We start from the raw sequence: 25818 nt of genomic DNA, 5'->3' as shown, positions 1-25818 counted from the left end.
AACATAGAAACGCAATGGCTCAAGATAAGGACAATCTGATCTGGATCGATTTGGAAATGACCGGCTTGGATCCCGACAACGATTTGATCATTGAAATTGCCACCGTGGTCACCGATAAGAATCTGAATGTGCTGGCGCAAGGCCCGGTCATTGCGGTACACCAGTCCGATGCCGCGCTGGCGGCGATGGATGAATGGAACCAGCAGCACCACGGCGAATCCGGCTTGATTCAGCGGGTCAAGGATTCCGATATCGACGCCGCCGAAGCCGAACGGCGCACCTTGGATTTCCTGCAACAATGGCTGCCGGCCGGAACCTCGCCGATGTGCGGCAACAGCATTTGCCAGGACCGGCGGTTTTTGTACCGTTACATGCCTAAACTGGAAGCGTTTTTCCATTACCGCAACCTGGACGTATCCACCGTTAAGGAACTGGCCGCACGCTGGGCGCCGCAGGTCAGAGACGGATTCAACAAACAGGCTTCCCATAAAGCGCTCGACGACATTATCGAGTCGATCGATGAGCTGCGTTATTACCGGGAAACTTTCTTCAAGTTCTGATGCTGCAACTATTTGCCGTCGCGTTGGGCGGTGCCATCGGTTCCCTGTTGCGCTATCTGGCATCCAGCGGCGTTTACCTGTGGCTCGGCCGCGGCTTTCCGTACGGCACGCTAACGGTCAATCTAATCGGGTCGTTCCTGATCGGCTTGATGTCGGAAGCCTTGATTCTGCAACGCTTGGCGATCGCCTTGGAATACCGCACGGCGATTTTAGCCGGCGTCATGGGCGGTTTCACGACCTTCTCCAGTTTTTCGCTGGAAACCTTTTACCTGCTGGAACAAGGCCAAATCGGCAAAGCCGGGCTGAATATCGCGGTCAGCGTCTTGGGTTGCCTGTTGGCGGTCTGGGCCGGCCTGTCTTTAGGTAAGGGCTTGTTTTTCTACGGCCAGGGCGCCGTGCGTATCGGCGATTGGCCATATCCGTACGCGTTGACTGTGGTAAACGGCATCGGCGCCTTTCTGATCGGCATCGTCGCCACGATATTGCTGCATAAACTTGAAATTTCCATCGAGCACCGGGCGATTTTGGTGACGCTGCTGATCGGCGTATTCCTGACTCTGTCCGGTTTGTATTTGATTTTGTATCTGCTGGAAAGCGGACATTCGTTCGAATCGCATATCGACGCCATGTTAACGGTGTTTCTCGGCAACCTGCTGTTTTGCGGTGGCGCGTTGTGGTTCGGCTTGTGGCTGGGCAAGCAGGTATAAGCGCCGTTTTTTCCCATCATTAATTCAGGATAGCTGTAGCCATGTTAGATCCCCGTTTGTTCAGAAGCGACCTGGAACTGGTCGTGCAACAGTTGCAAAGACGCGGTTTTCAATTCGATGCCGCCGCTTACCAGGCACTCGAAGATCGGCGCAAGGATATTCAGGTTAAAACCCAGGATTTGCAGAACGAGCGCAACACCCGCTCCAAAGCCATCGGCCAAGCCAAAGCCAAGGGCGAGGACATCCAGCCCTTGCTGGACCAAGTGGCCGATTTGGGCGATCAGTTGAAGGCGGCGGAAGGCGAGCTAAATGCTATTCAGACGCAACTGAACACGCTGTTGGAAGGCATTCCTAACATTCTCGACGAATCGGTGCCGGCCGGCAAAAGCGATGCCGACAATGTCGAAATCAGCTGCTGGGGCGAGCCGCGCCAGTTCGATTTTACGCCGAAGGACCACGTCGATTTGGGCGAGCCTCTGGGTATGAACTTCGAATTGGGCGCCAAAATTGCCAGCGCCCGCTTCGTTGTGTTGGCCGGAAAACTGGCGACCTTGCAACGGGCGATCATCCAACTGATGCTGAATACCCACATCAACGAACACGGTTACCAGGAAACTTACGTGCCGTTCATGGCCAATGCCGACAGCTTGCGCGGCACCGGCCAGTTGCCCAAGTTCGAAGCCGATCTGTTTACCGTCAAAAACGATCCGACCTTTTACTTGATTCCGACCGCCGAAGTACCGGTCACCAATATCGTCCGCGACGTCATCGTCGACGCCAAACAAATGCCGCTGAAATTCGTCTGCCATTCGCCGTGTTTCCGCAGCGAAGCCGGCGCCTACGGCAGCGACGTACGCGGCATGATTCGCCAGCACCAGTTCGAGAAAGTGGAATTGGTGCAGATCACAACGCCGGAACAATCGGCGCAGGCTCACGAAGAGCTGACCGCTCATGCCGAAAAGATTCTGCAAATATTGAATCTGCCGTACCGCAAGGTCTTGCTGTGTGCCGGCGACACCGGCTTCTCGTCGTCTAAAACCTACGATCTGGAAGTGTGGCTGCCGGGCCAGCAAAAATACCGGGAAATTTCGTCCTGCAGCAATTTCAAGGACTTCCAGGCCCGCCGCCTGCAAGCGCGTTGGCGCAACCCGGAAACCGGCAAGCCGGAGTTGGTGCATACCTTGAACGGCTCCGGATTGGCTGCCGGCCGTACCTTGATTGCAATCATCGAGAATTACCAAAACGAAGACGGCTCGATCACGGTGCCGGAAGCGTTACGGCCATATATGGGCGGTCTCGAAAAGATTCAATAACTTACGCTTTGTCCGGTCTTTGGTGTTGCCGAAATAGTTTGGAGGCGAAACTATCCTGGGTTATCATCCGCGCCGAGGCTGGTAACCTGGGCAAAATCAAAGGCTTGCCGTATCGGCTCCGGCCTCGATAATAACCAAATACAGAGGAGGGGTAACCATGAGTGAAGCGAACGAAGTGCAAGGGCCATCGTTATACGAAAGAATCGGCGGCGAGGCGGCGGTCAATGCCGCAGTCGATTTGTTTTACGGCAAAGTGTTGGGCGATTTCCGCATCAACCGGTTTTTCGAGAAAACCGACATGGCGAAACAGGTCGAACATTTGGTAGCGTTTATGACGGTGGCTTTCGGCGGGCCGAATAATTACACCGGCCGCTCCTTGCGCGACGGCCACGCCCGCCTGGTCAAAATGGGGCTGAACGACTCGCACTACGATGCCGTCATGGAGCATCTGGGCGCGACGATGACCGAATTGAACGTTCCGCAGGAACTGATTGCCGAAGCGGCGGCTCTGGTAGAGAGCGTCAGAGGCGAAGTGTTGGGTAAATAAGCTGTTTGCCGCCATTGCCGCCGGCCTTTGCCGGTAGTGTGGCGGCGTCAACCGGCGCGGCGGAATGTCACAAAATGCTTCCCCAGTAACGGAGCGCCAGCACGGCAAGCCAAGGTAGCACGCACAAGCCGCCGCCCAGCAACCAAAGTTTGGTTGTTGCCGGCTCTGGAGCCGGTTCCAGACGGTCCGCATCCGGATTGCTCGGCACGAAACACAACACAATCCCGATCAGCAGCATCAGCGGTGCTGCGAATAAAAATCCCAGCAATATTCCCCATGCCGACGAGCCGATGTCGCGGGCGCGCTTGATCATCGCCGTCGCACCGAATAGGCCCAGGCCGGCGGCCAACAACCAGTAACCGCGCTCAATAAAACCCTCCGGGAATACTCCCAACTTCAGTTCCAGCCCATAGACCAGTAGTGCAGCGTTGGCCAAACAGGGCAGGCCTAACGCAATGTATCGAGAGCGGTCGTAGCGCAGCATGGATGATTTGATCCGGGAATATTAACCAATAGGCCGGCAATTTTAACGGAAACCGCATTTTCCGGCCGTGCGGATTCTGCGCTGGCTTCTCGCCGTGGCGTTGTGTCAAGCCGGGGGCGGTCTATTCAAAATTGCTATTGTCGTTATAAAAACAATCGATTTTATTTATTTTTTCAACTTGTCCAGAATGCTCTCCAAGCCGGAACGCCTAAATTTTGGCGCAACAGGCGATTCCAATATCACCGGGAGAGCAATCATGAAAACTACAAACATTATCAAAACCCTCGTTATCGCCGCTGGCTTGTTTTCCGGAGCGGCAGTTGCCCATGGCGACCGCGCAGTCGGTTCCGGACACCCTGTATCGGCGGCGGTGCAGGTGCTTTACGACGATCCCGCCTATAACCGCGGCATACACAGCTATCCGATGTTAGTGCCTTCGGTACCGATAGCCACGGTGGACATGGTTTATGTCGATAAAGCGAACGGGCAGGCAATTTATAGCTATCCGAGTAATTCGGAGCAATAGCCATGGGCTGGCCGTTTCGCCCGGTTTGACGCTATCGGCCGGGCAGTGGTCAAGCCTGCTAAGCAGCTGAGTCGGGTATGTCGCCGAGCGCTGAACAGAAACCACACTGCCGGAAATGAATAAGATACTTTCCGGAAAACTGAGCGTACAATCCTGACGCTCTATGTTTATCAAAACGGGGAGAGCGACATGAAAAAATATTGGGCAGTGCTGTTATTGGCAATGGCCAGCCAGGGTTTTGCCGACGTTCCGTTGCAATCCAGCGACGAAATACAAGGTAGCTGGAAGTTGGAGTACACCAAGAAGTCGGCCAGCGCTCAGGATACGATCAAACGGGAAGATACCTGGGCGTTCAACGCCGGCAAGGTCACGATTACTCATATCCCGCGCGACGGCACCTATTACGACCAATCGCCGGTCAATTACGAAGTGGAAAACGGCAAATTAAAGATTTCGCTATTGGGCCGGTCCGACAAATTCGACGTATTTTCGCTGGTAGAAAAGGACGACAAAACGATGACCTTGAAAGGCAAGTTTGGGGATATTTATCACTTCGTTAAGAAGTAAACGATTGAATCGGTTGGCGGCTTTACGTCAGCAACGTCGCCAGCCAACTTAGGCGTTTAAGAACAAAGCGATGTGCCGAGTTCCCGCCGATCACGTTACTCGTTATCAAAATAATCGGAGTCCAGTTTTTTGACTTCGTAAATACCTATCGTTGAGACTCCGACGCTGTGCTCAGCCATAAGCTTCGCAAGATTCTCGCCATCGATTAGTATGATTTTCGATTCAATTACCGAAACATATTCCTTGGCTTCTTTCGTAAACGAAGATGTTGTAATGAAAACACTCTTTCGCGCGCGTTGGCCTTGTAGAGCGCCGGCAAACTTTTGAATTTCGGGGCGGTAAGCCGGAGCCAAGGGGCGTCATGGGGGAGCAATGATCGGTTTGCTCGGATCTGTCTACATACCTAAGTTAGCTGGGCGGATGCGGAGATGGCAAATGCGAACCGTTGATGGGGTCTTGCAATTCCGGCAATGGTATGCACGGGCGAGATTGGAAAGGATAAGGCCGGGGTTAAAATCCCCGGCCTGAACTTAAGCCGAACGGCTGTCGTATTTTACAGCGCCCTGCGTCTGCGCCAGCCCATGTAAATGGGGCCTAATGCCAGCAAGGCCAGCGAACTGGGTTCCGGTACCGTGCTTAGCAAGGACTCCGTGCCAATGAACACTTTCTCGTCGCCGCCGTTAAGGGCGTAATTGGGGTCGCACTCAGTATTTCCACCTTGTCCAGCTGTCGGGAAACTACCTCCGGCTTGAGTTTTTTCGGGACCACAGCCGAGCCGATAATTCACGTGCAGCGCATAGCTGGAAAGATTGGCAAGGTCGGTCTGTACTAAGCCCTTAATCAGCGCGTTCAATTCGGGAAACACAATCGCATACGCCGCGCGGTCTCCGCCTAGATTGTGTTCGGCGTCTATGACGTGTGGCTGACTACAGTCGACGATTAGCCCTGAACTATTTACACAGACATTGCCGCCTGACATGAGAAAGTCCGACACGTAAGGCTCTGCCCCGTTAGAGGTGTAGGCTCCCGGATCGCCCATCGGAACGCCGCCGCTCGCGGGAGGTGCGCCATAGCCTTGGCCGTCGTGCTCGGGATCGTTAGTCAAATCGAATCGCCCCAGAAGTACGTTGCCTTGGGTCAATTCCACGCGAGCCCAAGCTGCCAGATTATCGGTACCTTTGCCCCCGGTTTCATTGTTGGCAAAAAAGAAAATCATTGAATTTAGCGCCAGATCGAGATCGCCATGCAACGCACTTAACGATGCATCCCACCAGCCAACGCGGTCCCAGCTTCCCGTGTCCAAGGGTTCGTTGCCGGCACCCATTCGGAAACCGTCTATGTTGTTTGCTTGTGGCGTATCGAAGGCGTCGTCCATCCCTGCTGTAGAGTTGCCGGTTTGGCCGTTAGCGCCCAATCCGAGCTTGGTGTATACATCTATTTGGCCTGGGCCGGACATCACTTCCAAGCCGTTTAGAGGTAAGGAATAGGAATTCGCATCGCCATAGGTGTAATAACCTTTCCCGGCCAAAGAGCCGATTGCGGCTTGCGCATTCATGCTGCTCGCCAGCAAGCTTGTGGCGAGAAGGGTGATTATTTTGGGTCTCATGATGACTCCCCTTTTATGAAATTAATTTTATTGTAAGTAAATCCTTACAAGCATATTTCCAGCCATTTGTTATATTTCAATAGCCTATGGTTATATAGGGGCCCATGTGCTGTTAATTTTGTAAGAAATATCGACGCCCCGCATCTGGGCGAGTAGGGCTTGCGGAGGTTTGGGGCTTATTTAAGGTTATAAACCTGTAAAAAATACCGACAGGTAATGCGCGAGCGGTAACGAGAATCTAAGGCAAGTGTTAGTTGGTGCGTGAAACAAGCCAGCATCAATGGAACGAATTCCGCTGCTGCTGAAAGCCTGGTAACGCGCGGGGGGGCATGCAGTTTCATCGCAATACGCCGCCGTTGTTGTTTACAAACCTAGCGCGATAAGCTTCAGCCTGATCTCGTCGAAGAAATCGCGGCGCACGGTTGTCGTTGGCGGAAAACGTATCGACAAGAACCTAAGGGACGCCATTGTGGAGAAAGCCACGATAAGCGCTAAAGACCAGCAAAGCGACGATTTTGCTTTCATTTTATCCATGCAATTCAAGCGTGTCGGCGGTATCTGGAAACTCAGCCGAATATACCTTGAAGAACCGTAGCGGAATGACAAAAACGGGAAGGCTGGTGATTCGCTGGTGGGTTTTCTTATGATTTCGGCGCCAACCTAGTCAACAACTTCGCCAAAAATGCCACCTTATCTTCCATATCCTTAAAGGCCTGGGTAAAGCGTAATTTATCGGCGCCGTCGAATTTATAAACCTGCGACTGACTTTGCACCATCAGGATCAACTCGCCGGTATCGATCTGCGGCGTGGCTGTGAAGACGATGCGGCCGCCGCTGGCGTGGGCTTCGATTTTCCTGATGCCCAAGTGAGCCGCTTGTTGTTTCAGTTCGGTGACCGCGAACAGGGCTTTGACCTGATCCGGCAGTAAGCCGAAGCGGTCGATCATTTCGATTTTGAGTTTGCGCAAATCCTCTTCGGTTTCGGCGCTGGCGATGCGTTTGTACAAAACCAGGCGGGCGTGGATGTCCGGCAAATAATCTTCCGGAATCAACGTGGCAACTTGCAAGTCCACTTCCGGGCCGTAATCCAGCGGCGCGTCCAATTCCGGTTGTTTGCCGGATTTCAAAGCCTTGACTGCCCGTTCCAACAGTTCGGTGTACAAGGTAAAGCCGATTTCCTGAATTTGGCCGCTTTGCTCGTCGCCCAGCAACTCGCCGGCGCCGCGAATCTCCATGTCGTGCGAGGACAGCATGAAGCCGGCGCCGAGTTCGCCCGAAGTTTCGAAGGCTTCCAGGCGTTTTATGGCGTCCTTGGTCATCAAGGTTTTAGGCGGCACGATGCAATAGCAATAAGCGCGGTGGTGCGAACGGCCGACCCGACCGCGTAACTGGTGCAACTGGGCCAGGCCCAGCTTGTCGGCACGGTTGATGACGATGGTGTTGGCGCTGGGGATGTCGATGCCGCTTTCGATAATGGTCGTGGCGATCAGCAGGTTGAAGCGCTGGTGGTAAAAATCCAGCATGATCTGTTCCAGCTCGCGTTCCGCCATCTGGCCGTGGGCGATCTGAATCCGCGCTTCCGGCACCAGCTCGGCCAGCTCGCGCATCGTCTTGTCCATAGTCTTAACGTCGTTGTGCAGGAAGAATACCTGGCCACCGCGCTTGATTTCGCGCTGGCAGGCTTCCTGCACTTGCGAATCGATCCATTCGGTGACGAAGGTCTTGATGGCGTGGCGATTCGGCGGCGGCGTGGCGATGATGGAAATATCGCGCAGGCCGGACATCGCCATATTCAACGTTCTTGGGATCGGCGTCGCGGTTAGCGTCAACAAGTCCAGTTCGGAGCGCAGCTTCTTGAAATGCTCTTTCTGAGTAACGCCGAAACGGTGTTCCTCGTCGATGATCACCAGGCCCAAGGCCTTGTATTTCATCTCCTTGGACAGCAGTTTGTGAGTGCCGATCACAATGTCGACCTTGCCGTCGGCCAATTCGTCGGCAATGGCATTTTGTTGCTTGGCGGAGACGAAGCGCGAGGTGACTTCGATGCGCACCGGCCAGTCGGCGAAGCGGTCGCGGAAATTCTGGTAATGCTGTTGGGCGAGCAGGGTGGTGGGCACCAGCACCGCGACCTGTTCGCCGCTTTGCACTGCGACGAAGGCGGCGCGCATCGCCACTTCGGTCTTGCCGAAGCCGACGTCGCCGCACACCACGCGATCCATCGGCTGCGGCGAGGCCATATCCTGCAGAATGGCGTCGATAGCACTGAGCTGATCAGGCGTTTCCTCGAACGGGAAGGCAGCGGCGAAGGCGTTGTAATCGGCGTCGCCGACATTGAAGGCAAAGCCGCCGCGCGCCGCGCGCTTAGCATGGATGTCGAGCAACTCGGCGGCCACGTCGCGCGCCCGCTCCATGGCTTTTTGCTTGGCTTTGCTCCATTGTTCGGTGCCGAGTTTGTGCAGCGGCGCGTTTTCGGCGCTGACGCCGGAATAGCGGCCGATCAAATGCAGGGAGGCTACCGGCACGTAAATCTTGTCGCCGCCGGCGTATTCCAGCATCAGGAACTCGGCTTCGATGCCGCCGACGGTCAAGGTCTGCAAGCCCAGGTAACGGCCGACGCCGTGTTCCTGGTGCACCACCGGCGAGCCGATGGTCAATTCGTCGAGGTTATTGAAGATGTTTTCCAGCGCCCGAGCCGCGGACTTGGCCCGGCGCCGGCGCTGCTGGACTTTTTCGCCGCTGAGCTGGCTCTCGGTGACGATGGCCAGAGGTGGTTCTTCGAGCAACAGCCCGTGGTCCATCGGTGCGACGACGATGCACGGCGACTGTTCGCTGTCCAAAAACTCCGCCCAGCTCTGCACCTGCTTGGCGGCCAGTTTGACGCTTTTCAGTTTTTCGATCAGGCCTTCGCGGTGGCCGGCGGTTTCGGCGACGAACAGAATTTTGCCGGCAAAGCCTTCGATAAACTGGCGCAGGCGTTGCGCCGGCTCTTTCAGGCGGCTATCGATCGCTACATCGGGCAATGCTTGACAATGCAGCGATTCGCCTTGTTCGCCCTGGTAGTCCAGCACGATCCGGCTGAAACTGCCGGTTTTGCCAACCAGCTCGTCGGCGGATAAGAACAAGCGTTGCGGCGGCAGCAACGGCCTATCGATATCGTACTTGCGTTGTTGGTAACGCTCTTCGGCTTCGGCGTAGAACTGGCCGGCACCGGTTTCGAACTCGGCCGGCAACACGAATAGCGCCGTCTTAGGTAAATAATCGAACAGCGATTCGGTGCGCTCGACGAACAGCGGCAAGTAGTACTCGATACCGGCCGGAGCGATTTGCTTGGAAACGTCGAGGTACAGGTTGTTCTTCGGCGACGCGTCCGGGAATTGTTCGCGGAAGGCCTGGCGGAAGCGTTTGATCGCTTCGTCGGTAAACGGAAATTCGCGAGCGGGAAACAACTCGACCTTTTGCATTTTGTCTTGCGACATTTGCGTATCGGGATCGAAGCTGCGGATCGATTCTACGTCGTCGTCGAACAGTTCGATGCGGTAGGGCTGTTTCGAACCCATCGGGAACAGGTCTAGAATCGAGCCGCGTACCGCGAATTCGCCGTGTTGGTAGACCTGCGACACGCATTGGTAGCCCACCGCCTCCAGCTTGGCGCGAGTCAGATCCAGGTTCAAGCTGCCGCCGACTTCGATGGCGAAACTATGGGCGAGGATGTGCTCGCGCGGCGCCAGCCGGTGCATTAGCGTCGAGATCGGCACGATCAGCGCGCCGCGCTTGGTTTCCGGTAATAAGGCCAGCGTGCGCAGGCGTTCGGAAACGATTTCCGGCAGCGGCGAAAACACGTCGTAGGGCAGGGTTTCCCAGTCCGGGAATTGCAGGATAGGGAATGCGTTATCGAGGAAAAAGGCCAATTCGTGTTCCAGGCGCAACGCGGTTTGCGTGTCCGGCGTGACAATGACGGCCAGGCGTTTTTCGCCGGCGATCGCGTTGGCCAGCGCTAAAGCATCGCCGCAGCCGGCTAGGCCGCGCCAGATTTGCACCTGTGCGCTTTGTTTCGGTAATTCGGGGAGGCTTAGCGGAGAGGCGGTCATGGCAACTAGACGGGCAATGGCGGTAATAACTTAAAAAATAAAGACTAACTGGTAAGCGGAGTGGCCAGGAACGGCCGCCGGGCGGAATTCCGCTCGGCGGCCGTTTCCGCTATCCGGCCAAATTTTTCTGTTGGATTTCGATATCCTGCATATAGCGCTGAATGTTGGATTCGAATGCCTGCGGAATATCGGTGAACCGGCAGCCGATCCGCAGTTGCGTGGCGGTCATGGTCGCTCTGACCTTGGTAATTTCCTTGATCTCGAAACTGATTTTGGCTTGGCCGCCGTCGTGCAGATATATCATGCAGCCTTCGTACTTATCTTCCGGGTTGAGGAACTTGTCGAATTGCGGGTCGGGATTCAGAAAGGCAAATCCGGAAATGCTGAGGTCTACCAGTCTGAAAACGCCTTTCGAAGTGACCGGCTCGGCGTTGTCGGGATCGCGCGGTGCGGTGAATTCGATTTGGCACACGCTGTTGATATGGGACAGAGGTATCTTAATCCGGTAAAACTGGCGGCGTTGCATCCAGAAAATCGCATCCGGTATCGGCATGGCGAACACTGGATGGCCGTCGCTTTGCGATTTCTTGATCGATTTGCCGCGGAACGAGACCTTGATGCCGTCGAATTCGGTGCGGAACAGGACTTTGGGCGAATTCAGCAACTGCTTGTTCAGCAACTCGGTGGGCGCCACGTCGAGCGTCAACAGGTTGGCTTTCTGGTCGAGATCGATAATCGTGGTTAAAAACGATTGGTTGTGTTCGCCGAAGTGCGCGGAAATAATGCACTTTTTCTTTACCAGATCGGTCAGGTGGCCATAAACCAATTTGGCGTTTCTAACAAGATAATCGGATTCTTTTTCCATTAAGGTTGCTAAATATTGCAGTTTGCGGAAAGCGCTATTGTAAAATAACGGCGATTATAGTCCAAAGGCAGGGGTTTTGATGGGTTGGTTGCTATTGTTGGCCGCGGGTTGTTCGGAAATCGTGTTTGCGGTAAGTCTGAAGTTTAACGATGGCTTTACCAAGCTGTGGCCGAGCGTGGTGACCGGGATCTCCGGTATCGGCAGTTTTTATTTGTTGATGTTGGCTATCCGCACTTTGCCGTTGGGAACCGCCTACGCGGTGTGGACCGGCATGGGCGCGGTCGGGGTCGCCGTGATCGGCGTGGTGTGGTTCAAGGAGCCGGCCGACTGGGTGCGGCTGGCGTCGATTATGTTTATTGTCGTGGGCATCGTCGGCCTGAAATTGACCCACGCCGAGTGATGTTGCATTTGTTGTCGCAAGCGCCGCTGCAGGCCGAGCTATTCGAGAGAATGGCGCCGGGCGACGAGATCGTGCTGCTGGATGCCACGGTCTGTAGTGCGTTGCGCGGCCACCGGGATAACCGCTTGTTGCAACGGGCATTGGATCGATCCTGCAAGTTGTATGCGATGCGGGATATGGTCGCGGCTCACGGCTTGGCGGCGGATCGCTTGTTGCCCGGGATCGAAGCGATAGACTACGCCGGCTTGGTCGAGTTAACCGTCAAGCATCCGGCGATCCATTCCTGGTGTTGATACACGACGGCGCGGATTTGGAAACCACGGAAGACGGTTTTTTGCGCGACCCGGGGCAGTGGAATCCAAACGTCGCCAAGGCGTTGGCGCTGGCCGAGGCCTTGGAGCTGGAGGATGCCCATTGGGAGATCCTGTATTTCATTCGCGACTACTACGCGCGCTTTAAGCATTTGCCCAACGCCAGGATGTTTGTCGCCGCGGTGCGTAAACAATTCGGCGAAGACAAAGGCAACAGCCGTTATCTGCAAAAACTATTTCCCAAAGGTCCGCTGAAATACGCCTGCAAAATTGCCGGCTTGCCGAAGCCGCCTACCTGTTTATAACGTTTTCGAGAGAATTTGATGAGTAATCCGCGTGTTGGTTTTATTAGTTTGGGGTGTCCGAAAGCCCTGGTCGATAGCGAACAGATTCTGACCCGCTTACGCACCGAGGGTTACCAGGTGTCGCCGAATTACAAGGATTCCGATCTGGTCATCGTCAATACGTGCGGTTTTATCGATGCGGCGGTGGAAGAGTCGCTGGACAGCATCGGCGAAGCCCTGGCCGAAAACGGTAAGGTTATCGTCACCGGTTGTCTAGGCGCGCGGCAGGACGAAATTCTGGCGCGGCATCCGCAAGTGCTGAAAATCACCGGCGCTCACGCCACCGACGAAGTGCTGGAAGCCGTGCACGAACATTTGCCGCCGGCGCACAATCCCTTCCTGGAGCTGTTGCCGCCGCAAGGCATTAAATTGACGCCCAAGCATTATGCCTACTTGAAGATTTCGGAAGGCTGCAACCACCGTTGTACCTTTTGCATCATTCCGTCGATGCGTGGCGACCTGGTCAGCAGGCCGCTCGACGATGTGATGGTCGAGGCCGAGAAGCTGGCTGGCGCGGGCGTTAAAGAGCTATTGATCGTGTCGCAGGACACCAGTGCTTACGGTTTGGATTTGCACTACCAAAGCCGGTCGTGGCGTGGCCGCGACTACCAAACCCGCTTCAAAGATTTGGCGGCGGCCTTGGGCGAGCTCGGGATTTGGGTGCGGATGCATTACGTCTATCCCTATCCGCATGTCGACGACGTCGTGCCGCTGATGGCCGACGGGAAAATCCTGCCGTACCTGGATATCCCGTTTCAACACGCCAGCAGCCGGATTTTGAAGTTGATGAAGCGGCCGGCCGCAGCGGAAAACAATCTGGAGCGCATTCGTGTCTGGCGCGAAATTTGTCCGGATTTAACCATACGCAGTACGTTTATCGTCGGTTTCCCCGGCGAAACCGAGCAGGAATTCGAAGAGCTATTGCAGTTTTTGACGGAAGCGCAAATGGACCGAGTCGGTTGTTTTGCTTATTCGCCGGTCAAGGGTGCGGCGGCAAACGCGTTACCGGATGCGGTGGCGGAAGAAGTTAAGCAGGAGCGGTTGGCGCGTTTCATGGAGCATCAGGCTGTAATCAGTGCCGAACGCTTAAAGCGGCGGATAGGCAGTCGGGAGATCGTGTTGGTCGACGAAGTGGTCGAAGAAGGCGCGGTGGCACGCAGCAGAAGCGACGCCCCCGAAATCGACGGACAGGTGTTCATTGATGGCGCCAGCCATCTTCAGGTCGGGGAATTCGTCGACGTCGAAATCGAGGACGCCGACGAATACGACCTTTGGGCCAGACTGGTCTAACAAAAAAGCCGCTGGTGAGGCGGTTTTTTTATCGGATTTATAACGGAGTAACGTTTTCCGCTTGCGGGCCTTTTTGGCCGTTGGTCACTTCCATCGTGACTTTTTGGCCTTCTTTCAAAGTTCTGCGGCCGCTGCCATTGATTGCGCTGAAATGCACAAACACGTCTTTGCCGCCCTCTTGTTCGATGAAGCCGAAACCTTTTTCATCGTTGAACCATTTAACTTTGCCTTCTACTTGAACTGACATAAATTTCTCTTGCTTTATAAAGTGCTATTCGCTGGTTTGTAACTAGGGTTTGTGACTAAAGCGGGTAAGCGGAAAACAAAGTTTGTTGATCCTATTGCGAGCTTGAAAAGCGACAACGATACCGAGCTAAATCGGTTGCATTATACATGGCTCGCTGCGGCTATCCACAAAAAGTAAAGCGATTTTTGCCTGGCATATGGCGGGCCTGCCGAATGTTAGCGGCAGTTGCAGGCGGCGGGAGACGGTTTTGGTAAGATGGGCTGGGTTTAACGCTTTGAAAAATAAATAAATATTCTTTCGGTGCGTCCGGCAGGGGCGGCTGGCGGCGGCGGAAGCTAGCGCCAAATGACGTGTTGCAAAAAGCGATACAAATCCGATGTTTTTGGCAATTGCCCTAACGGGCAGCAATCCCTTGCTGCCGATTGTGGCTCAGAAATAATGGCCGTTGAGCAGGAAATGGGCGGCGATACTGCCGAAGAAGCCCAGTAATATCACCGGCATCCATTTCAAATGGCTGCTAAAGGTATAAATACCCTTCATTTGCCCCATCAGGCCGACGCCGGCTGCCGACCCGATCGCCAACAGGCTGCCGCCGACGCCGGCGGTCAACGTCACCAACAGCCATTGGCCTTGCGAGATGTCCGGGTGCATTGTCAGTACCGCAAACATAATCGTGCCGTTATCGATGAAGGCGGAAAAAATGCCGACCAGAATGTTGGCAATCGTCGGGTCCATGCCGATGTAAAGCACGTTGGAGGCCATCGTCAAATAACCGATGAAACTCAAACCGCCGACGCTCATCATGACGCCGTAGAAAAACAGCAAGGTGTCCCATTCCAGGTGGGCGACGCTCTTGAATACGTCGAAACTTTGGTTTTGCTGCGTGGCCGGCAACTCAACCTGAAACAGCTTGTAAACGTGGGCAAAATCGCTGCCTTTGCTCTTGTCTTCAGTTTTTTGCAGGTAATAACCGAGAAATTTCAGATAAGTCAGGCCGGCCAACATGCCTGCGGCGGGCGGTAATTTCAGGAAATTCTCGAAGCAGACTGCGGTGATGATGGTCAACAAAAACAGGACGATCATCGCCAGCGCGCCGCGCTTCATGGTCGGCGCTTTGCCCACTGCGGCCGGAAATTCGCGCGGAATCCAGAAATGCATGACGATAGCCGGCAACGCAAAATTGACGATTGCCGGGATGAACAGCGAGAAGAAATCGGCGAACGGCACCACGCCGCTCTGCCAGACCAGCAGCGTGGTTATATCGCCGAACGGGCTGAACGAGCCGCCGGCGTTGGTCGCCACCACGACATTGATCGACGCCAGTGTCACGAAGCGCCGGTTGTCCTTGCCCATTGCCATGATGACGGCACCCATCAACAGCGCTGTCGTCAGGTTATTGCACACCGACGACATGAAAAACGACATGAATCCGGTTATCCAGAATAGTTTGCGGTAGCTGAAGCCTTTGCTCAGCAGCCAGACCCGCAAATTATCGAACACCCCGCGATTTTCCATCGCGTTCAAATAGGCCATCGACACCATAATGAACAAAAACAGCTCGGCGTAGCCGATCAGCGCGGCGCGAAAGGCTTGACCGGCCTCCTCGCGCATGCCGCCGTTAACGTAGACGCCGGCGATAAACGCCCAGATCAAGCTCGCCGCGAGCACCATCGGTTTGGATTTGTTTAATTCCGTGACTTCCTCGGTCATAGCCAAGGTGTAGGCCAGCGAGAAAATGCAAATGGCGAGGTAGCCTACCCAGTGGTGGGTCAAATCGAGTACATGGGAGGCGGTGGGTTCGTTGCTGGCCCAAACTAGGGTTGGCGAGCAAGCAAATAGCAGAAACAACGAAATACGTAGTAACACGAGCGAACTCCTTTCAGAATTTGAAGCCCAGACTGTCGCGGCGGTACCGAGTTCCTTAGCCGCGAAAGCGGCCCGCGTTTCCAGCCGGAGCCGGAATGCGGGCTTATGTTGTAAAGGTTTAGTTACCGGCCGCTTCCAGCAAGTAAGTCAACCACAACGACGACAGTTTTTCCTGCACGGTATTTTGCCGTAAGCGGGCGTTCAAATTCGGAAAGTCCACGTAGTCCAAGGCTTGGTCCTGGTTGTAACAGGAATACATGAAGCTTTCCTCGCCGCTTTCCGGATCGACGTGCTTGCACAAGCACTGCGCGCAGACCCCTTTCATCATGCACTGCATCGGCGAGTTGATCGAGCCGACCGCTTCGTGGTCGGTCTTCAAATACGGTTTCAGCGCTGCGAAGCGCGCCGCTTTGACCGCTGCCATCATGCGGTCTGAGCCGATCACGATCAGATGGTCGACATCCTGCAATTTCAGCGTGGTTTCGCCTAATTGGCCTTCGGCGTAGGCGACCATCGCTTCGACGATGTTGCCGACGAAGGTCTTGTCCTGCGGCCGGGTCACTGGAATCGCGTCGTTGCCCGGTATGTTATCGACGGCCCAGACGATGACGTCGGACGCTTCCTCGATTTCCGGCACCTTGAACAAGTCGATACGGTTGCGGTAACCGGCGAAGTACAACACTTTATTGCCGGCGGCGCGCATGGCCTTGCCGATCGAGAACAGTACCGCGTTGCCCAAACCGCCGCCCAGCAGCAATACGGTTTTGCCGGTCGGAATTTCGGTCGGAGCGCCGGTGACGCCCATCAACACCAACGGATCGCCGGGTTTCCAGGTCGCGCACAGGCGGCTGGAACTGCCCATTTCCAATGCAATCAAGGATACCAGGCCTTTTTCTTTGTCAACCCAGGCGCCGGTCAACGCCAAGCCTTCCGCGGCCAGCGTGGTGCCTTCGACCACCGGGGCCAGCGATTCGTAATTCTGTACCCGATAGAATTGGCCGGGTTCGAAATGCTTGGCCGCTGCCGGGGCCTTGATCACCACTTCGATAATGGTCGGCGTCAGGCGATTGACTTCGACAACACGGGCCAAAAACAACTCGTCCAGTTTGTCTTGCAAGCCGTGCAGTTGGGCGTCGCGTTGGCTTTGTTGGGCCGGGTCGAGCGCAGCCAGTTCGTTGGCGAACAATTTGACGATATACGGATAACCGTCTTTGGCGCTGGCCATCGCTTTAACCACGTTGCCGGCGTAAACCGGGTGGTTGTCGCCGTAGAAGGTGATGTAGCGGCCTTCGCTTTGGTAGGAGGTAAACGGCGCCGGTTTGCCGACCTTGACTTGGGCGTCGTCGGCCATCGGCGCCAGTTGCGCTTTGCCGTCCAACCAGTCCGGTTCGTGGCGTTTGTAGAATTTGCCTTCCATCGCGAAAGTGCGCGGATGCTCGGATTGGTAGATCGTGTTCGGTGCGGTGCCGGCGGCGATGAACAAGCCGCGTAGGCTTACTTCGACTTCGTCGGTTTTACGCCAGCGGCCTTCCTGCTCGGTCAGTTTCTCGAAACGGACGGCTTTCAGGTGGCCGTACTGGTCTTCGATCGCTTCCAGCGGGCTCATGCCCTCCGCTAGGAAAATGCCTTCGGACAAAGCTTCGTGAATCTCTTCGTGGTTCTGCCGGTAGGCTGGCGAGTCCTTGATGCCTTTACGGTAGAACAGCGTCACGCCGCCCCATTGTTTCAGGAATGGCAGGAAATTCGGAGTTTCGCCGGCTGCGGCGGCGCGCTGCCGTTCTTGTTCGATGACACGGCCGTGAGCCAGGAATTCTTCGAGGATTTCCAGTTCTTCGGCGTCGTAACGGCGGCGGACTTCGGCTTCGCCATATTTGGCTGACAGTTTTTCGTAGCGGTGCAGAATTTTGCTGACTTGCAACGGATAGTAAGCCAAGGCTTCGGTGCAGGTGTCGATAGCGGTCAAGCCGCCGCCGATCACGCCGGCCGGCAAGCGCAGTTGCAGGTTGGCCAGCGACGATTCCTTGGCCGCGCCGGTCAATTGCAAGCCCATCAAAAAGTCCGATGCCTTGCGGATGCCGCGGGTCATGTTGTTTTTCAGATCGATGATCGTCGGCTTACCGGCGCCGCTGGCGATAGCGATGTGGTCGAAACCCAATTCCCAGGCTTCGTCGATCGTCACGGTGCCGCCGAAACGGACGCCGCCGTAACATTTGAAGGCGCTGCGGCGCAGTAGGGTCAGGTAAATCACTTTCAGGAAATTTTTATCCCAACGCACGGTGATGCCGTATTCGGCGACGCCGCCGAAACCGAGCATGACTCGCTTGTCCAGGTCATCGTACAGATCTTTGAAATCGATAATCGGCAGCGGCGGGTTATTGCGGTCGCCGGTCAAATGCAGTGGCAATGGCTCGATTTTTAGCGCGTCGATACCAACCACACCAAAGCCTTCGTTCAACAGGTAATGCGCCAAGGTGTAACCGGCCGGGCCCATGCCGGCGACCAGCACATTTTTGCCGTTGTAGGGCTGGGCGGTGGAGCGCTTGACGTTGAGCGGATTCCAGCGGGTCAGCAGGCTGTAAATCTCGAAACCCCAGGGCATGAACAGAACGTCGGTCAGCACGTTGGTTTCGATTTGCGGGATGTTGACCGCCTCGGTTTTTTGGTAAATGCAGCCGCGCATGCAGTCGTTGCAAATCCGGTGGCCGGTGCCGGGGCACATCGGGTTGTCGATGATGATCATCGCCAGTGCGCCGATGTTGTCGCCCTGGCGTTTGACCACGTGCATTTCGGAAATTTTTTCTTCCAGCGGGCAGCCGGTCATCAGCGCGTTCAAATGGTTGGTTTTGAACGTGCCGTCTTTTTTGTTTTTGATGCCCTTCGAGCAGGAGTCGTTGTCGCGGTCGTGGCAATAGATGCAATGGTCGACTTCGTACAAGGCCTGGCGCTGGTTGAAGCGCTTGTCGGTCAAGGCGAAGCCGTCGCGGCGGCGGTGATGGTGGTCGTCGCAAGCCCAAACGTCGTAACCGTTTTGCGCCACGCTTTCGTGGTCGACCAGATTTTCCAGATTGGTTTTTTCCGGGACTTTAAAGCTCAGCCATTTTGCGACCAGGCTTTGCAATTCGGGGGCCTGTTTGGCGGCAAAGCTCCAGCGACAAACCGTATCGTAGGCGGCGGCATCTGCCGCGCTGGGGTTTTCCTGCTGCGCTGCCCGCCACAGGTCGGCGCCCAATTGACTAACCGCCAACTCCGGATCGGTGTCGAACAACTCAGTTTTGCCGGCGGCGGCCAGCAGGCCGTCCATTTCAGCGCGCAATGCCGCTATATCCCAACTGTCGATGGTTTGGCCTTTGAACAGTTTGGCCAGGTTGCCGACGATCTGGGTGCGGTAAGTAAACACGCTGTCGAACTCGCCGCGAATATGGCCGATTTGCTGGTCGCGTACGTCTTCAACGTTGAACAGCTTGGCAACGAAGGTGCCGACCAGCGGCGCCGTTCTGACCAACAGTTCCGATATGTCTTCCGGCTTCATGCCGGCGCCGCCGCAAGCGCGGTAGGCGGCGATCTCGTCGAACAGAGCCGAGTCGTGTTGCTTGACCGATTGGTCGAACACGGACAACAAATCGGCCAGGCGTTTGCTGTCGTAAAGGTCTTTGTATTCGAAGCCGGGGATGCCGAGAGTTAGTTGAGTCAGTTCGCGAGTATTTAGCTGTTGGGTCATCAAGTTAGTCCGTGAATGTACGCTCGAAGTTGGGAATCGGAATAAGGCGGCCAATTAAGGCATGTCGTCGACGACGTTGTCCTTGGCTGGCGGCATCAAGTCTTCGCGGGTCAGGCCAAGGCTCAGCGCCAACGAGCTGGCGATATAAATCGAGGAATAAGTGCCCTTGACCACGCCGATCATCATCGCGATGGCGAAGCCGTGGATGGTCTTGCCGCCCAGAAATGCCAGCGCCAGCAAGGTCAGGAATACGGTTAAAGAAGTCAGGATGGTTCGGCTCAGCGTGTCGTTCAACGCGGTGTTGACAATTTCGTTGATCGATTCCTTGATCCTGCTGGTGTGGACCGTCTCCCGGATCCGGTCGTAGACGACGATGGTGTCGTTGATCGAGTAGCCGATCAGCGCCAGAATCGCCGACAGCACCGTCATGTCGAACTCCCAGCCGAACACCGAGAAAAAGCCCATCGTGATGATGGTGTCGTGGAACAGCGCGGCGATAGCGCTCAGCGACAGTTTCCACTCGAAGCGAACGCTGACGTAGACCATGATGCCGATAAAGGCGAACAGCAGCGCCAAGCCGCCGTCGTTGATCAGGTCTTCGCCGACTTGTGGGCCGACGAACTCGACGCGGCGCAATTCGCCGGGTTGGGCTTGGCTGCTGTTGGCGACTTTCAGGACTTTTTCGCTAAGTTCCTTTTGGCTGATGTTCTCTACCGGTTTCAGTCGAATCAGCACGTCCGCCGCGCTGCCGAAATGCTGCAGATTGGCGTCGGCGAAACCTTCCTGTTCCAACGTGGCGCGCATCTTGTCCAGATCGGCGGCTTGGTTGTAGTGCATCTCGTAGACGCTGCCGCCGGTAAAATCGATGCCCAGATCCAAGCCCTTGGCGAAAAACGAAATGATCGAAATCAGTAGCAGGCTGCCGGAAAAGAAAAAGGCTATTTTTCTTTTGCTGAGAAAGTCGATATGTCGGGCGGAAGTCATGTCAAATGTTCCTGATTTTAGAATTGAGATTTTTGTAGCCTGTGGCCGGCTCAAAACGAGCGTAGTTGGCCGGGCCGACGCAGAATTGGTCCGGCGAATTGTACTATTTTCTCCAGAACGTGGGTGTAAAAAGCACGATCAGCGTGAATACTTCCAAGCGTCCCAGCAGCATCGCAATCGAGCAAATCCAGGTTTGGAAATCGCTGAGTACTCCGTAATTCTGCGCCGGGCCGATCACGTTCAAGCCGGGGCCGGCGTTATTGATGCAGGCGATAATGCCGCTCAGCGCCGAAATCGGGTCCAGCCCGGAAAAGATCAGCGAAAAGGTCAGCACGACGATCGAAATGAAATACAGGAAAATGAAGGCCAATACCGCGAAAATGATCTTGTTGGCGATCGGGGTGTCGCCGATCCGGATCGGATTGACCGCGCGCGGATGCAGAATGCTGAACATTTCCCGGCCGGCCTGCTTCCACAGCAGAAGGGTGCGGAACATCTTGATGCCGCCGCCGGTCGAGCCGGTGCAGGCGGTGATACAGCTCAAATACAACATCCACCACGGCACGAAGGGCGGCCAGCGGTCGTAGTCCGCGCTCATGAAGCCGCAATCGGTGGCGACCGAGACCAGATTGAACGCAACGTGGCGCAGGCTCTCGAAAAAATCCGGATAGGTTTCGAAATGCCACAAGTAACCGGCGCAAAGCAGAATGCTGCCTGAGACCACGCCCAGCATCGGAATCGCTTCCGGATCCAACAGGTAAGGCTTCAGGCTGATTTGATGCATCACCGTGTAATGCGTGGCGAAATTAATGGCCGAGATCAGCATGAACACGACCAGTACGAATTCGATCGCCGGAGAATCGTAATAACTGATGCTGGCGTCGTGGGTCGAAAATCCGCCCAGGCCCAGCGTGGAAAACGCGTGGCAGAGCGCATCGAACCAGCCCATGCCGGCCAGTTTCAGGCTCAACGTGCACAACACCGTGCCGCCGGCGTACACCAGCCACAGCAAGCGCGCGGTTTCGGTGATGCGCGGCGTGATCTTGCTGTCCTTGACCGGGCCGGCAATCTCGGCCTTGTACAACTGCATGCCGCCGACGCCCAACAGCGGCAGAATCGCCACGGCCAACACGATGATACCCAGGCCGCCGATCCAGTTCAGTTCGTGCCGCCACAGGTTTAGCGACGGCGCCAGGTGGTCCAGGCCCATCAGCACCGTGGCACCGGTGGTGGTGAAGCCGGAGACGCACTCGAAAAACGCGTCGGTAAACGACAAGCCGGGCATGCCCCAGAGCAACGGCAAGGTTGCCGCCGCCGACATCAATATCCAGAACGAAGCCACCAACAAATAGCCGTCGCGGGTTTTGACGTCGCCGCGAAAACGCATGGTCAGGCCGGATAGCAGGCTGCCGACACCGATATTCAAAGACATGCCGTTGACGAAGTGTTCTGCCATGCCGTCGTCGAAATACAAAGACGTCGCAATCGGCAGGGTATAAGTCAAACCGAACACCATCAGAATCAGGCCGAGCACAAAACCGAGGGTACAAAAACGTTGCATGTTTGCCGCCTGAATCGATCCGAAAGGAGGGTTGCCGATTAATGGAAAAGCGCGGGCCGGAAAATCGGGGCCGGCAGGCAGAAGGGCCGGACGCGCCGCAGCCGGCAATTGTAACAAACAATCCCGAATTTGGCCCTGTCACAAAACCTTAAACAAAGCGTCATCCGCCTGTCACAAACCGATCCTAAGCTGGCAGTGCAGTTAAGGAATTCGAACATACGGAAAATCCAAGATTTTCAGCTTGCGCGGCAGTCGCGGTCGACCTGCGCAATCAACCCCGGAGGGCCGGACATGAAACTGATTTATTCCATACACAAATACGACGTGACGATGTTCACCTGGGTCAACGCCGTCGCGATCCGTACCAGTCTGATGCCGGTGTGCCGGGGAATTTCCCGGACGGCGGACGGTTTGCTGTACGTGCTGGCGGCCGGCTGGCTGTATTGGGATCGGGGCGGCCAGGACGGGCTGTTGCAAGCCATGGTGCTGGCGTTTCTGATCGAAAGGCCGGTGTATTTCGCGTTGAAAAAGGGTTTTAAACGCAACCGCCCGCAGCAAGCGCTCAGCAACTTTCAAAGTGCGATCAAGCCGGCCGACCAGTTCAGTTTTCCCTCGGGCCATACCTCGGCGGCGTTCATGGTGGCAACCCTGTTCGGCTATTGCCTGCCGCAACTGGCGACTGCGTTGTATTGCTGGGCCGCCGCCGTCGGCTTTTCCCGGGTCGTGCTCGGCGTGCACTTTCCGACCGACACGTTGATGGGCATGTTTCTGGGTGTCGGCACCGCATTTTTTAGCCTCAATTACGTTTTATCATGAAAATTTTTTACGGTGTGCAAGGTACCGGTAATGGCCACATTACCCGGGCTCGGGTCATGGCAAAGGAATTGTATGCGGCCGGTTGCCAGGTGGACTTTCAGTTCAGCGGTCGCCCGGCGGAACAATATTTCGACATGGAAGTGTTCAACGGCTACCGGGTGAAAACCGGTTTGACCTTCAACACCCACAAAGGCCAGGTCAGCTACCTGAAAACCGCGCTCGAGGCCAGCCCGATCCGCTTCGTCAGAGATATCGGCAGTCTGGATTTGAGCGGCTACGATTTGGTCATCAGCGATTTCGAGCCGGTCACGGCCTGGGCCGCGAAACGGCAGCAGAAAAAAGTGCTCGGTATCGGCCACCAATACGCATTCGGCCACAAGATTCCGCGCGCCGGCGGCGACCCGATTGCCGACCGGGTCATGAAATATTTCGCGCCGGCCGACATCGGCATCGGCTTGCATTGGCACCACTTCGGTCAGCCGATCCTGCCGCCCATCATCGAAACCCCGGAATTGCCGCAGCAGGTGCAGGCCAACAAGATCGTGGTGTATCTGCCGTTCGAAGACGGCGACGAAGTCGTCAAACTGTTGTGTCCGTTCGAAAATTTCGAGTTCCACGTCTACTCGCCGCAACCCGCCGCCTCGAAGTATGCGCACGTGCAATGCAAACCATTGTCGCGCGACGGCTTTCAGCGGGATTTATACGATTGCGCCGGCATCATCAGCAACGCCGGTTTCGAGCTGGCCAGCGAGTCCTTACAGTTGGGCAAGAAAATTCTGGTCAAGCCGCTGCACTCGCAGATGGAACAGATCTCCAATGCCGAAGCGCTGAAGCAGCTCGGTTACGGCCACACCATGTTCGACCTGGCGCCGCAAGTGATCGAGGATTGGCTGCATAATCCGCACAGCCTGCGGGTGACCTATCCGAACGTCGCCAAGATTATCGTGCAGTGGATCAACGCCGGCATGCCGGCCATGGACACCGAGTTCGTCGAACGGGTTTGGGAATCGGTCGAAGTGTTGCAAGTCAAGCACTAGCCTCGCGCGTTGCCGTCAATCGTCGTCTTCCTCCGGAATCTGCGCCTTCAGCATTTGCGATAACAAGGTTTGCGCGCCGGCGGTGACGATTTCCTCGTCGGGATGCAGGCCTTCGCCGACGAAATAGTGCGCGCCGTTGGCGGAATAGGTGGTCAGCGGCCGCCGGCTGAAATGGGTCGCATCGGTTTTGACGAACACCCAGGCCTGGCCCATATGCCAGATCAGCGCCGATTGCGGCACATCGACGCCGCTTTCGCCGGCTGGGCCGCTGGGCAGCCAGACGGTAATGTGCGTGCCCAGCGGCCAGCGGCATTGGCTGCATTTAAAAAAGTAACGCTGGCCCAGCGTGACCGGATCGGCTTGCGGAGCCGCCGAGACCAGGTCGGCGCTAAGCGCGGTTTGGCGTTGCCCGGCCGGGTCGGCTTGAATCCGGACGGTTCCGGGTTCCAGCCGAGTGCCGGCCGGCAGCGTGATTTGCAGCAGTTGCGCCCGGTGCTCGAGCAGTTCGGCGGCGGCTTTATGTTCGGGGCGGGTAAACCACTCGGTCAGCGTGTCGCCCCAGGTTAACCGGCTGTTGGCGACGATCAGTTGCTGCTGATAGCTGTTGGCGGCCAGATTGGCTTGGTCGGCATCGCGTATCGCCTGCTGTTCTTGTAGGCGCCGGGTCGAAACGATGTCCTGGCGGTGCAGGTCGCGGGTGCGGTTCAGGTTATGTTCGGCTTCGCTGAAGCGGGAACGGGCGCCGGCTTGCTGGGCGCTGGCGGCCAGAAACTGCTGGCGCACCGCCAACAGCGGTTCCGGGTTCAGCACCGTGCCGTAGGCGGTGGTCTCGGGTTGTCGGCGCGCGCCCCGCAGCGGCTCGCTGCGAATGCCGGCCAAGGCTTGGCCGGCGGCGTCCAGCTCCAGCGTATCGCCTTGCGGCCGAGCCGGCACCGATTTTGCCGGCGCCGGCGCGTCGTCGCCGTCGGTTGCGGCCGCTGCCGCCAATAGTGAGAAACTGCCTAACAAGCAGGCCAGGGCATAAGCGCTACGCATGAACTGGATGACGGTTTGAATGAACAATCCTGGCCGGCGGCAGTGGCCGCCGGCCAGGGCGGAGTTGGCCGGAATTATAAGGTTCGCCGTGGCTGGGCCTGCATTTTTTTGTTGTGTTAAAAAATTAGCCGGTTATCCTGTTTCGGATTGATTACGGCCAGAGAGATATCCCATGACAGAAGCACCAGAGAATTTGAAATACGCGCAAACTCACGAATGGGCCAAGCTGGAAGACGGCGGCCTGGTGCGGGTTGGCATCACCGATTTTGCCCAGTCCGAACTGGGCGACATTGTCTTCATTGGCCTGCCCGAGGTCGGCCGCGCCGTCAAAGCCCAGGAGCAATTGGCCGTGGTCGAGTCGGTCAAAACCGCATCCGATTTGTTCAGCCCGGTCAGCGGCAGCGTCGTTGCCGTGAACGAGGCAGTGCAGGATGCACCGGAGCTGGTCAACGAAGACGCTTACCAAACCTGGCTGTTTTGCATCCAGGCCGACGACCCTGCCGAACTCGACCAATTATTGGACGCGCAGGGCTACCAAAATTTGATAGAGGCATAAAGAACCACCGATGGCTAACCAAAACGCAAAGGGTTTGCGGCGCTTGATCAACGCCTGCTTTTTTTCGATTGCCGGCTTCAAGGCGACCTGGCAACACGAGGAGGCGTTTCGCCAGGAAGTGGCGTTATTCGTGGTGACGACGCCGCTGGCATTGTGGCTGGGGCAAGGCGCGATAGAAAAGGTATTGTTGATAGGTAGCGTGGTATTGGTGCTGCTGGTGGAGCTATTGAATTCCGCGGTCGAAGCCGTCGTCGACCGGGTCGGTTTCGAACACCACGAATTGTCCGGTCGGGCCAAGGACATCGGCTCGGCGGCGGTGATGCTGTCCTTGATCTGGGCGGCGGCGACCTGGGGCATGATATTGCTGTAGGCGAAAGCCGGATTTTCGTT

The 25818-nt window shown here is 56.2% G+C and carries 25 protein-coding genes; 14 read left to right on the top strand and 11 right to left on the bottom strand.

Annotated features, from left to right (window positions below):
• Positions 1–14 precede the first annotated feature (14 nt).
• From orn to MKFW12EY_RS19310, 4 genes are all read left to right on the top strand, one after another.
• A complete protein-coding gene (gene orn, locus MKFW12EY_RS19325) occupies positions 15–560 on the top strand; it encodes an oligoribonuclease (RefSeq protein ID WP_054760502.1) in 546 nt (181 codons plus the stop codon).
• On the top strand, positions 560–1267 hold the full coding sequence (gene crcB / locus MKFW12EY_RS19320) for a fluoride efflux transporter CrcB (RefSeq protein WP_054760504.1): 708 nt from the start codon (positions 560–562) through the stop codon (positions 1265–1267). Before orn ends, crcB begins: the two co-directional genes overlap by 1 nt.
• Positions 1268–1308: 41 nt before the next feature.
• The gene (serS, locus tag MKFW12EY_RS19315; protein WP_221053590.1) at positions 1309–2580 is read left to right on the top strand and encodes a serine--tRNA ligase; all 1272 of its coding nucleotides are present in this window, start codon (positions 1309–1311) and stop codon (positions 2578–2580) included.
• A 157-nt stretch (positions 2581–2737) separates the two neighbouring features.
• The gene (locus MKFW12EY_RS19310) at positions 2738–3127 is read left to right on the top strand and encodes a group I truncated hemoglobin (protein ID WP_221053589.1); all 390 of its coding nucleotides are present in this window, start codon (positions 2738–2740) and stop codon (positions 3125–3127) included.
• A 67-nt stretch (positions 3128–3194) separates the two neighbouring features.
• Here MKFW12EY_RS19310 and MKFW12EY_RS19305 read toward each other — a convergent pair whose 3' ends face one another.
• The gene (locus MKFW12EY_RS19305; protein WP_054760507.1) at positions 3195–3611 is read right to left on the bottom strand and encodes a DUF805 domain-containing protein; all 417 of its coding nucleotides are present in this window, start codon (positions 3609–3611) and stop codon (positions 3195–3197) included.
• A 67-nt stretch (positions 3612–3678) separates the two neighbouring features.
• Here MKFW12EY_RS19305 and MKFW12EY_RS19300 point away from each other — a divergent pair, with 67 nt between their 5' ends.
• Positions 3679–4137 carry a hypothetical protein gene (locus MKFW12EY_RS19300; RefSeq protein ID WP_054760509.1) on the top strand — a complete coding sequence of 153 codons (459 nt, stop codon included), beginning with the start codon at positions 3679–3681 and terminating at the stop codon, positions 4135–4137.
• Between the two features lie 189 nt (positions 4138–4326).
• Positions 4327–4704, top strand: a complete 378-nt coding sequence (locus tag MKFW12EY_RS19295) for a lipocalin family protein (protein ID WP_221053588.1) — start codon at positions 4327–4329, stop codon at positions 4702–4704.
• A 95-nt stretch (positions 4705–4799) separates the two neighbouring features.
• On the opposite strand, the gene MKFW12EY_RS23325 is transcribed toward MKFW12EY_RS19295, so the two are convergent.
• From MKFW12EY_RS23325 to MKFW12EY_RS19275, 4 genes are all read right to left on the bottom strand, one after another.
• Entirely contained in the window at positions 4800–5057 is a 258-nt protein-coding gene (locus tag MKFW12EY_RS23325) for a restriction endonuclease (protein ID WP_054760511.1), read from the bottom strand.
• A gap of 200 nt (positions 5058–5257) precedes the next feature.
• Positions 5258–6310 carry a PEP-CTERM sorting domain-containing protein gene (locus tag MKFW12EY_RS19285; protein WP_221053587.1) on the bottom strand — a complete coding sequence of 351 codons (1053 nt, stop codon included), beginning with the start codon at positions 6308–6310 and terminating at the stop codon, positions 5258–5260.
• A 641-nt stretch (positions 6311–6951) separates the two neighbouring features.
• A complete protein-coding gene (mfd, locus tag MKFW12EY_RS19280) occupies positions 6952–10398 on the bottom strand; it encodes a transcription-repair coupling factor (RefSeq protein WP_221053586.1) in 3447 nt (1148 codons plus the stop codon).
• 109 nt (positions 10399–10507) lie between these two features.
• The gene (locus MKFW12EY_RS19275; RefSeq protein WP_054760512.1) at positions 10508–11263 is read right to left on the bottom strand and encodes a flagellar brake protein; all 756 of its coding nucleotides are present in this window, start codon (positions 11261–11263) and stop codon (positions 10508–10510) included.
• 79 nt (positions 11264–11342) lie between these two features.
• On the opposite strand from MKFW12EY_RS19275, the gene MKFW12EY_RS19270 reads away from it, so the two are divergent.
• From MKFW12EY_RS19270 to rimO, 4 genes are read left to right on the top strand one after another with little or no spacing between them, the layout of a single operon-like run.
• Positions 11343–11663, top strand: coding sequence for a DMT family transporter (locus MKFW12EY_RS19270; RefSeq protein ID WP_054760514.1), 321 nt, complete (start codon positions 11343–11345; stop codon positions 11661–11663).
• Positions 11663–11956 (top strand): sulfurtransferase complex subunit TusB, encoded by a 294-nt coding sequence (gene tusB / locus MKFW12EY_RS19265; RefSeq protein WP_054760515.1) that lies wholly within the window; start codon positions 11663–11665, stop codon positions 11954–11956. The genes MKFW12EY_RS19270 and tusB overlap by 1 nt, the downstream gene beginning before the upstream one ends.
• Entirely contained in the window at positions 11947–12279 is a 333-nt protein-coding gene (locus tag MKFW12EY_RS19260; RefSeq protein ID WP_221054631.1) for a TusE/DsrC/DsvC family sulfur relay protein, read from the top strand. Before tusB ends, MKFW12EY_RS19260 begins: the two co-directional genes overlap by 10 nt.
• Positions 12280–12297: 18 nt before the next feature.
• Complete coding sequence (gene rimO, locus MKFW12EY_RS19255; RefSeq protein ID WP_221053585.1) at positions 12298–13608, top strand: 30S ribosomal protein S12 methylthiotransferase RimO; 1311 nt, start codon at positions 12298–12300, stop codon at positions 13606–13608.
• Positions 13609–13645: 37 nt separating this feature from the next.
• Here the strand turns inward: rimO and MKFW12EY_RS19250 are convergent, their stop codons facing one another.
• From MKFW12EY_RS19250 to MKFW12EY_RS19230, 5 genes are all read right to left on the bottom strand, one after another.
• Entirely contained in the window at positions 13646–13855 is a 210-nt protein-coding gene (locus MKFW12EY_RS19250) for a cold-shock protein (RefSeq protein ID WP_054760518.1), read from the bottom strand.
• Between the two features lie 429 nt (positions 13856–14284).
• Positions 14285–15721 carry a sodium:proton antiporter NhaD gene (gene nhaD / locus MKFW12EY_RS19245; RefSeq protein WP_054760522.1) on the bottom strand — a complete coding sequence of 479 codons (1437 nt, stop codon included), beginning with the start codon at positions 15719–15721 and terminating at the stop codon, positions 14285–14287.
• 118 nt (positions 15722–15839) lie between these two features.
• Positions 15840–19439, bottom strand: a complete 3600-nt coding sequence (locus MKFW12EY_RS19240; protein WP_221053584.1) for a pyridine nucleotide-disulfide oxidoreductase — start codon at positions 19437–19439, stop codon at positions 15840–15842.
• Between the two features lie 54 nt (positions 19440–19493).
• Entirely contained in the window at positions 19494–20423 is a 930-nt protein-coding gene (secF, locus tag MKFW12EY_RS19235; RefSeq protein ID WP_221053583.1) for a protein translocase subunit SecF, read from the bottom strand.
• A gap of 103 nt (positions 20424–20526) precedes the next feature.
• Positions 20527–21984: a TrkH family potassium uptake protein gene (locus MKFW12EY_RS19230; protein ID WP_221053582.1), complete on the bottom strand. Its 1458-nt coding sequence runs from the start codon at positions 21982–21984 to the stop codon at positions 20527–20529.
• 291 nt (positions 21985–22275) lie between these two features.
• Between MKFW12EY_RS19230 and MKFW12EY_RS19225 the strand changes: the two genes are divergently transcribed.
• Both MKFW12EY_RS19225 and MKFW12EY_RS19220 read left to right on the top strand, forming a co-directional pair.
• Positions 22276–22800 (top strand): phosphatase PAP2 family protein, encoded by a 525-nt coding sequence (locus MKFW12EY_RS19225; RefSeq protein WP_054760524.1) that lies wholly within the window; start codon positions 22276–22278, stop codon positions 22798–22800.
• Positions 22797–23837 carry an MJ1255/VC2487 family glycosyltransferase gene (locus MKFW12EY_RS19220; protein ID WP_054760525.1) on the top strand — a complete coding sequence of 347 codons (1041 nt, stop codon included), beginning with the start codon at positions 22797–22799 and terminating at the stop codon, positions 23835–23837. The genes MKFW12EY_RS19225 and MKFW12EY_RS19220 overlap by 4 nt, the downstream gene beginning before the upstream one ends.
• A gap of 15 nt (positions 23838–23852) precedes the next feature.
• Here MKFW12EY_RS19220 and MKFW12EY_RS19215 read toward each other — a convergent pair whose 3' ends face one another.
• The gene (locus MKFW12EY_RS19215) at positions 23853–24899 is read right to left on the bottom strand and encodes an efflux RND transporter periplasmic adaptor subunit (RefSeq protein ID WP_245006358.1); all 1047 of its coding nucleotides are present in this window, start codon (positions 24897–24899) and stop codon (positions 23853–23855) included.
• 145 nt (positions 24900–25044) lie between these two features.
• Between MKFW12EY_RS19215 and gcvH the strand changes: the two genes are divergently transcribed.
• Both gcvH and MKFW12EY_RS19205 read left to right on the top strand, forming a co-directional pair.
• Complete coding sequence (gcvH, locus tag MKFW12EY_RS19210) at positions 25045–25428, top strand: glycine cleavage system protein GcvH (RefSeq protein ID WP_064022868.1); 384 nt, start codon at positions 25045–25047, stop codon at positions 25426–25428.
• Positions 25429–25438: 10 nt separating this feature from the next.
• Positions 25439–25798 (top strand): diacylglycerol kinase, encoded by a 360-nt coding sequence (locus MKFW12EY_RS19205; RefSeq protein ID WP_064022867.1) that lies wholly within the window; start codon positions 25439–25441, stop codon positions 25796–25798.
• Positions 25799–25818: the final 20 nt, after the last annotated feature.

The sequence above is a fragment of the Methylomonas koyamae genome (assembly GCF_019669905.1).
In the GTDB taxonomy this organism is placed as follows: Bacteria; Pseudomonadota; Gammaproteobacteria; order Methylococcales; family Methylomonadaceae; genus Methylomonas; species Methylomonas koyamae.
The sequence above is the reverse complement of the archived record's forward strand: the minus strand, read 5'-3'. Positions and strand labels throughout refer to the sequence as shown.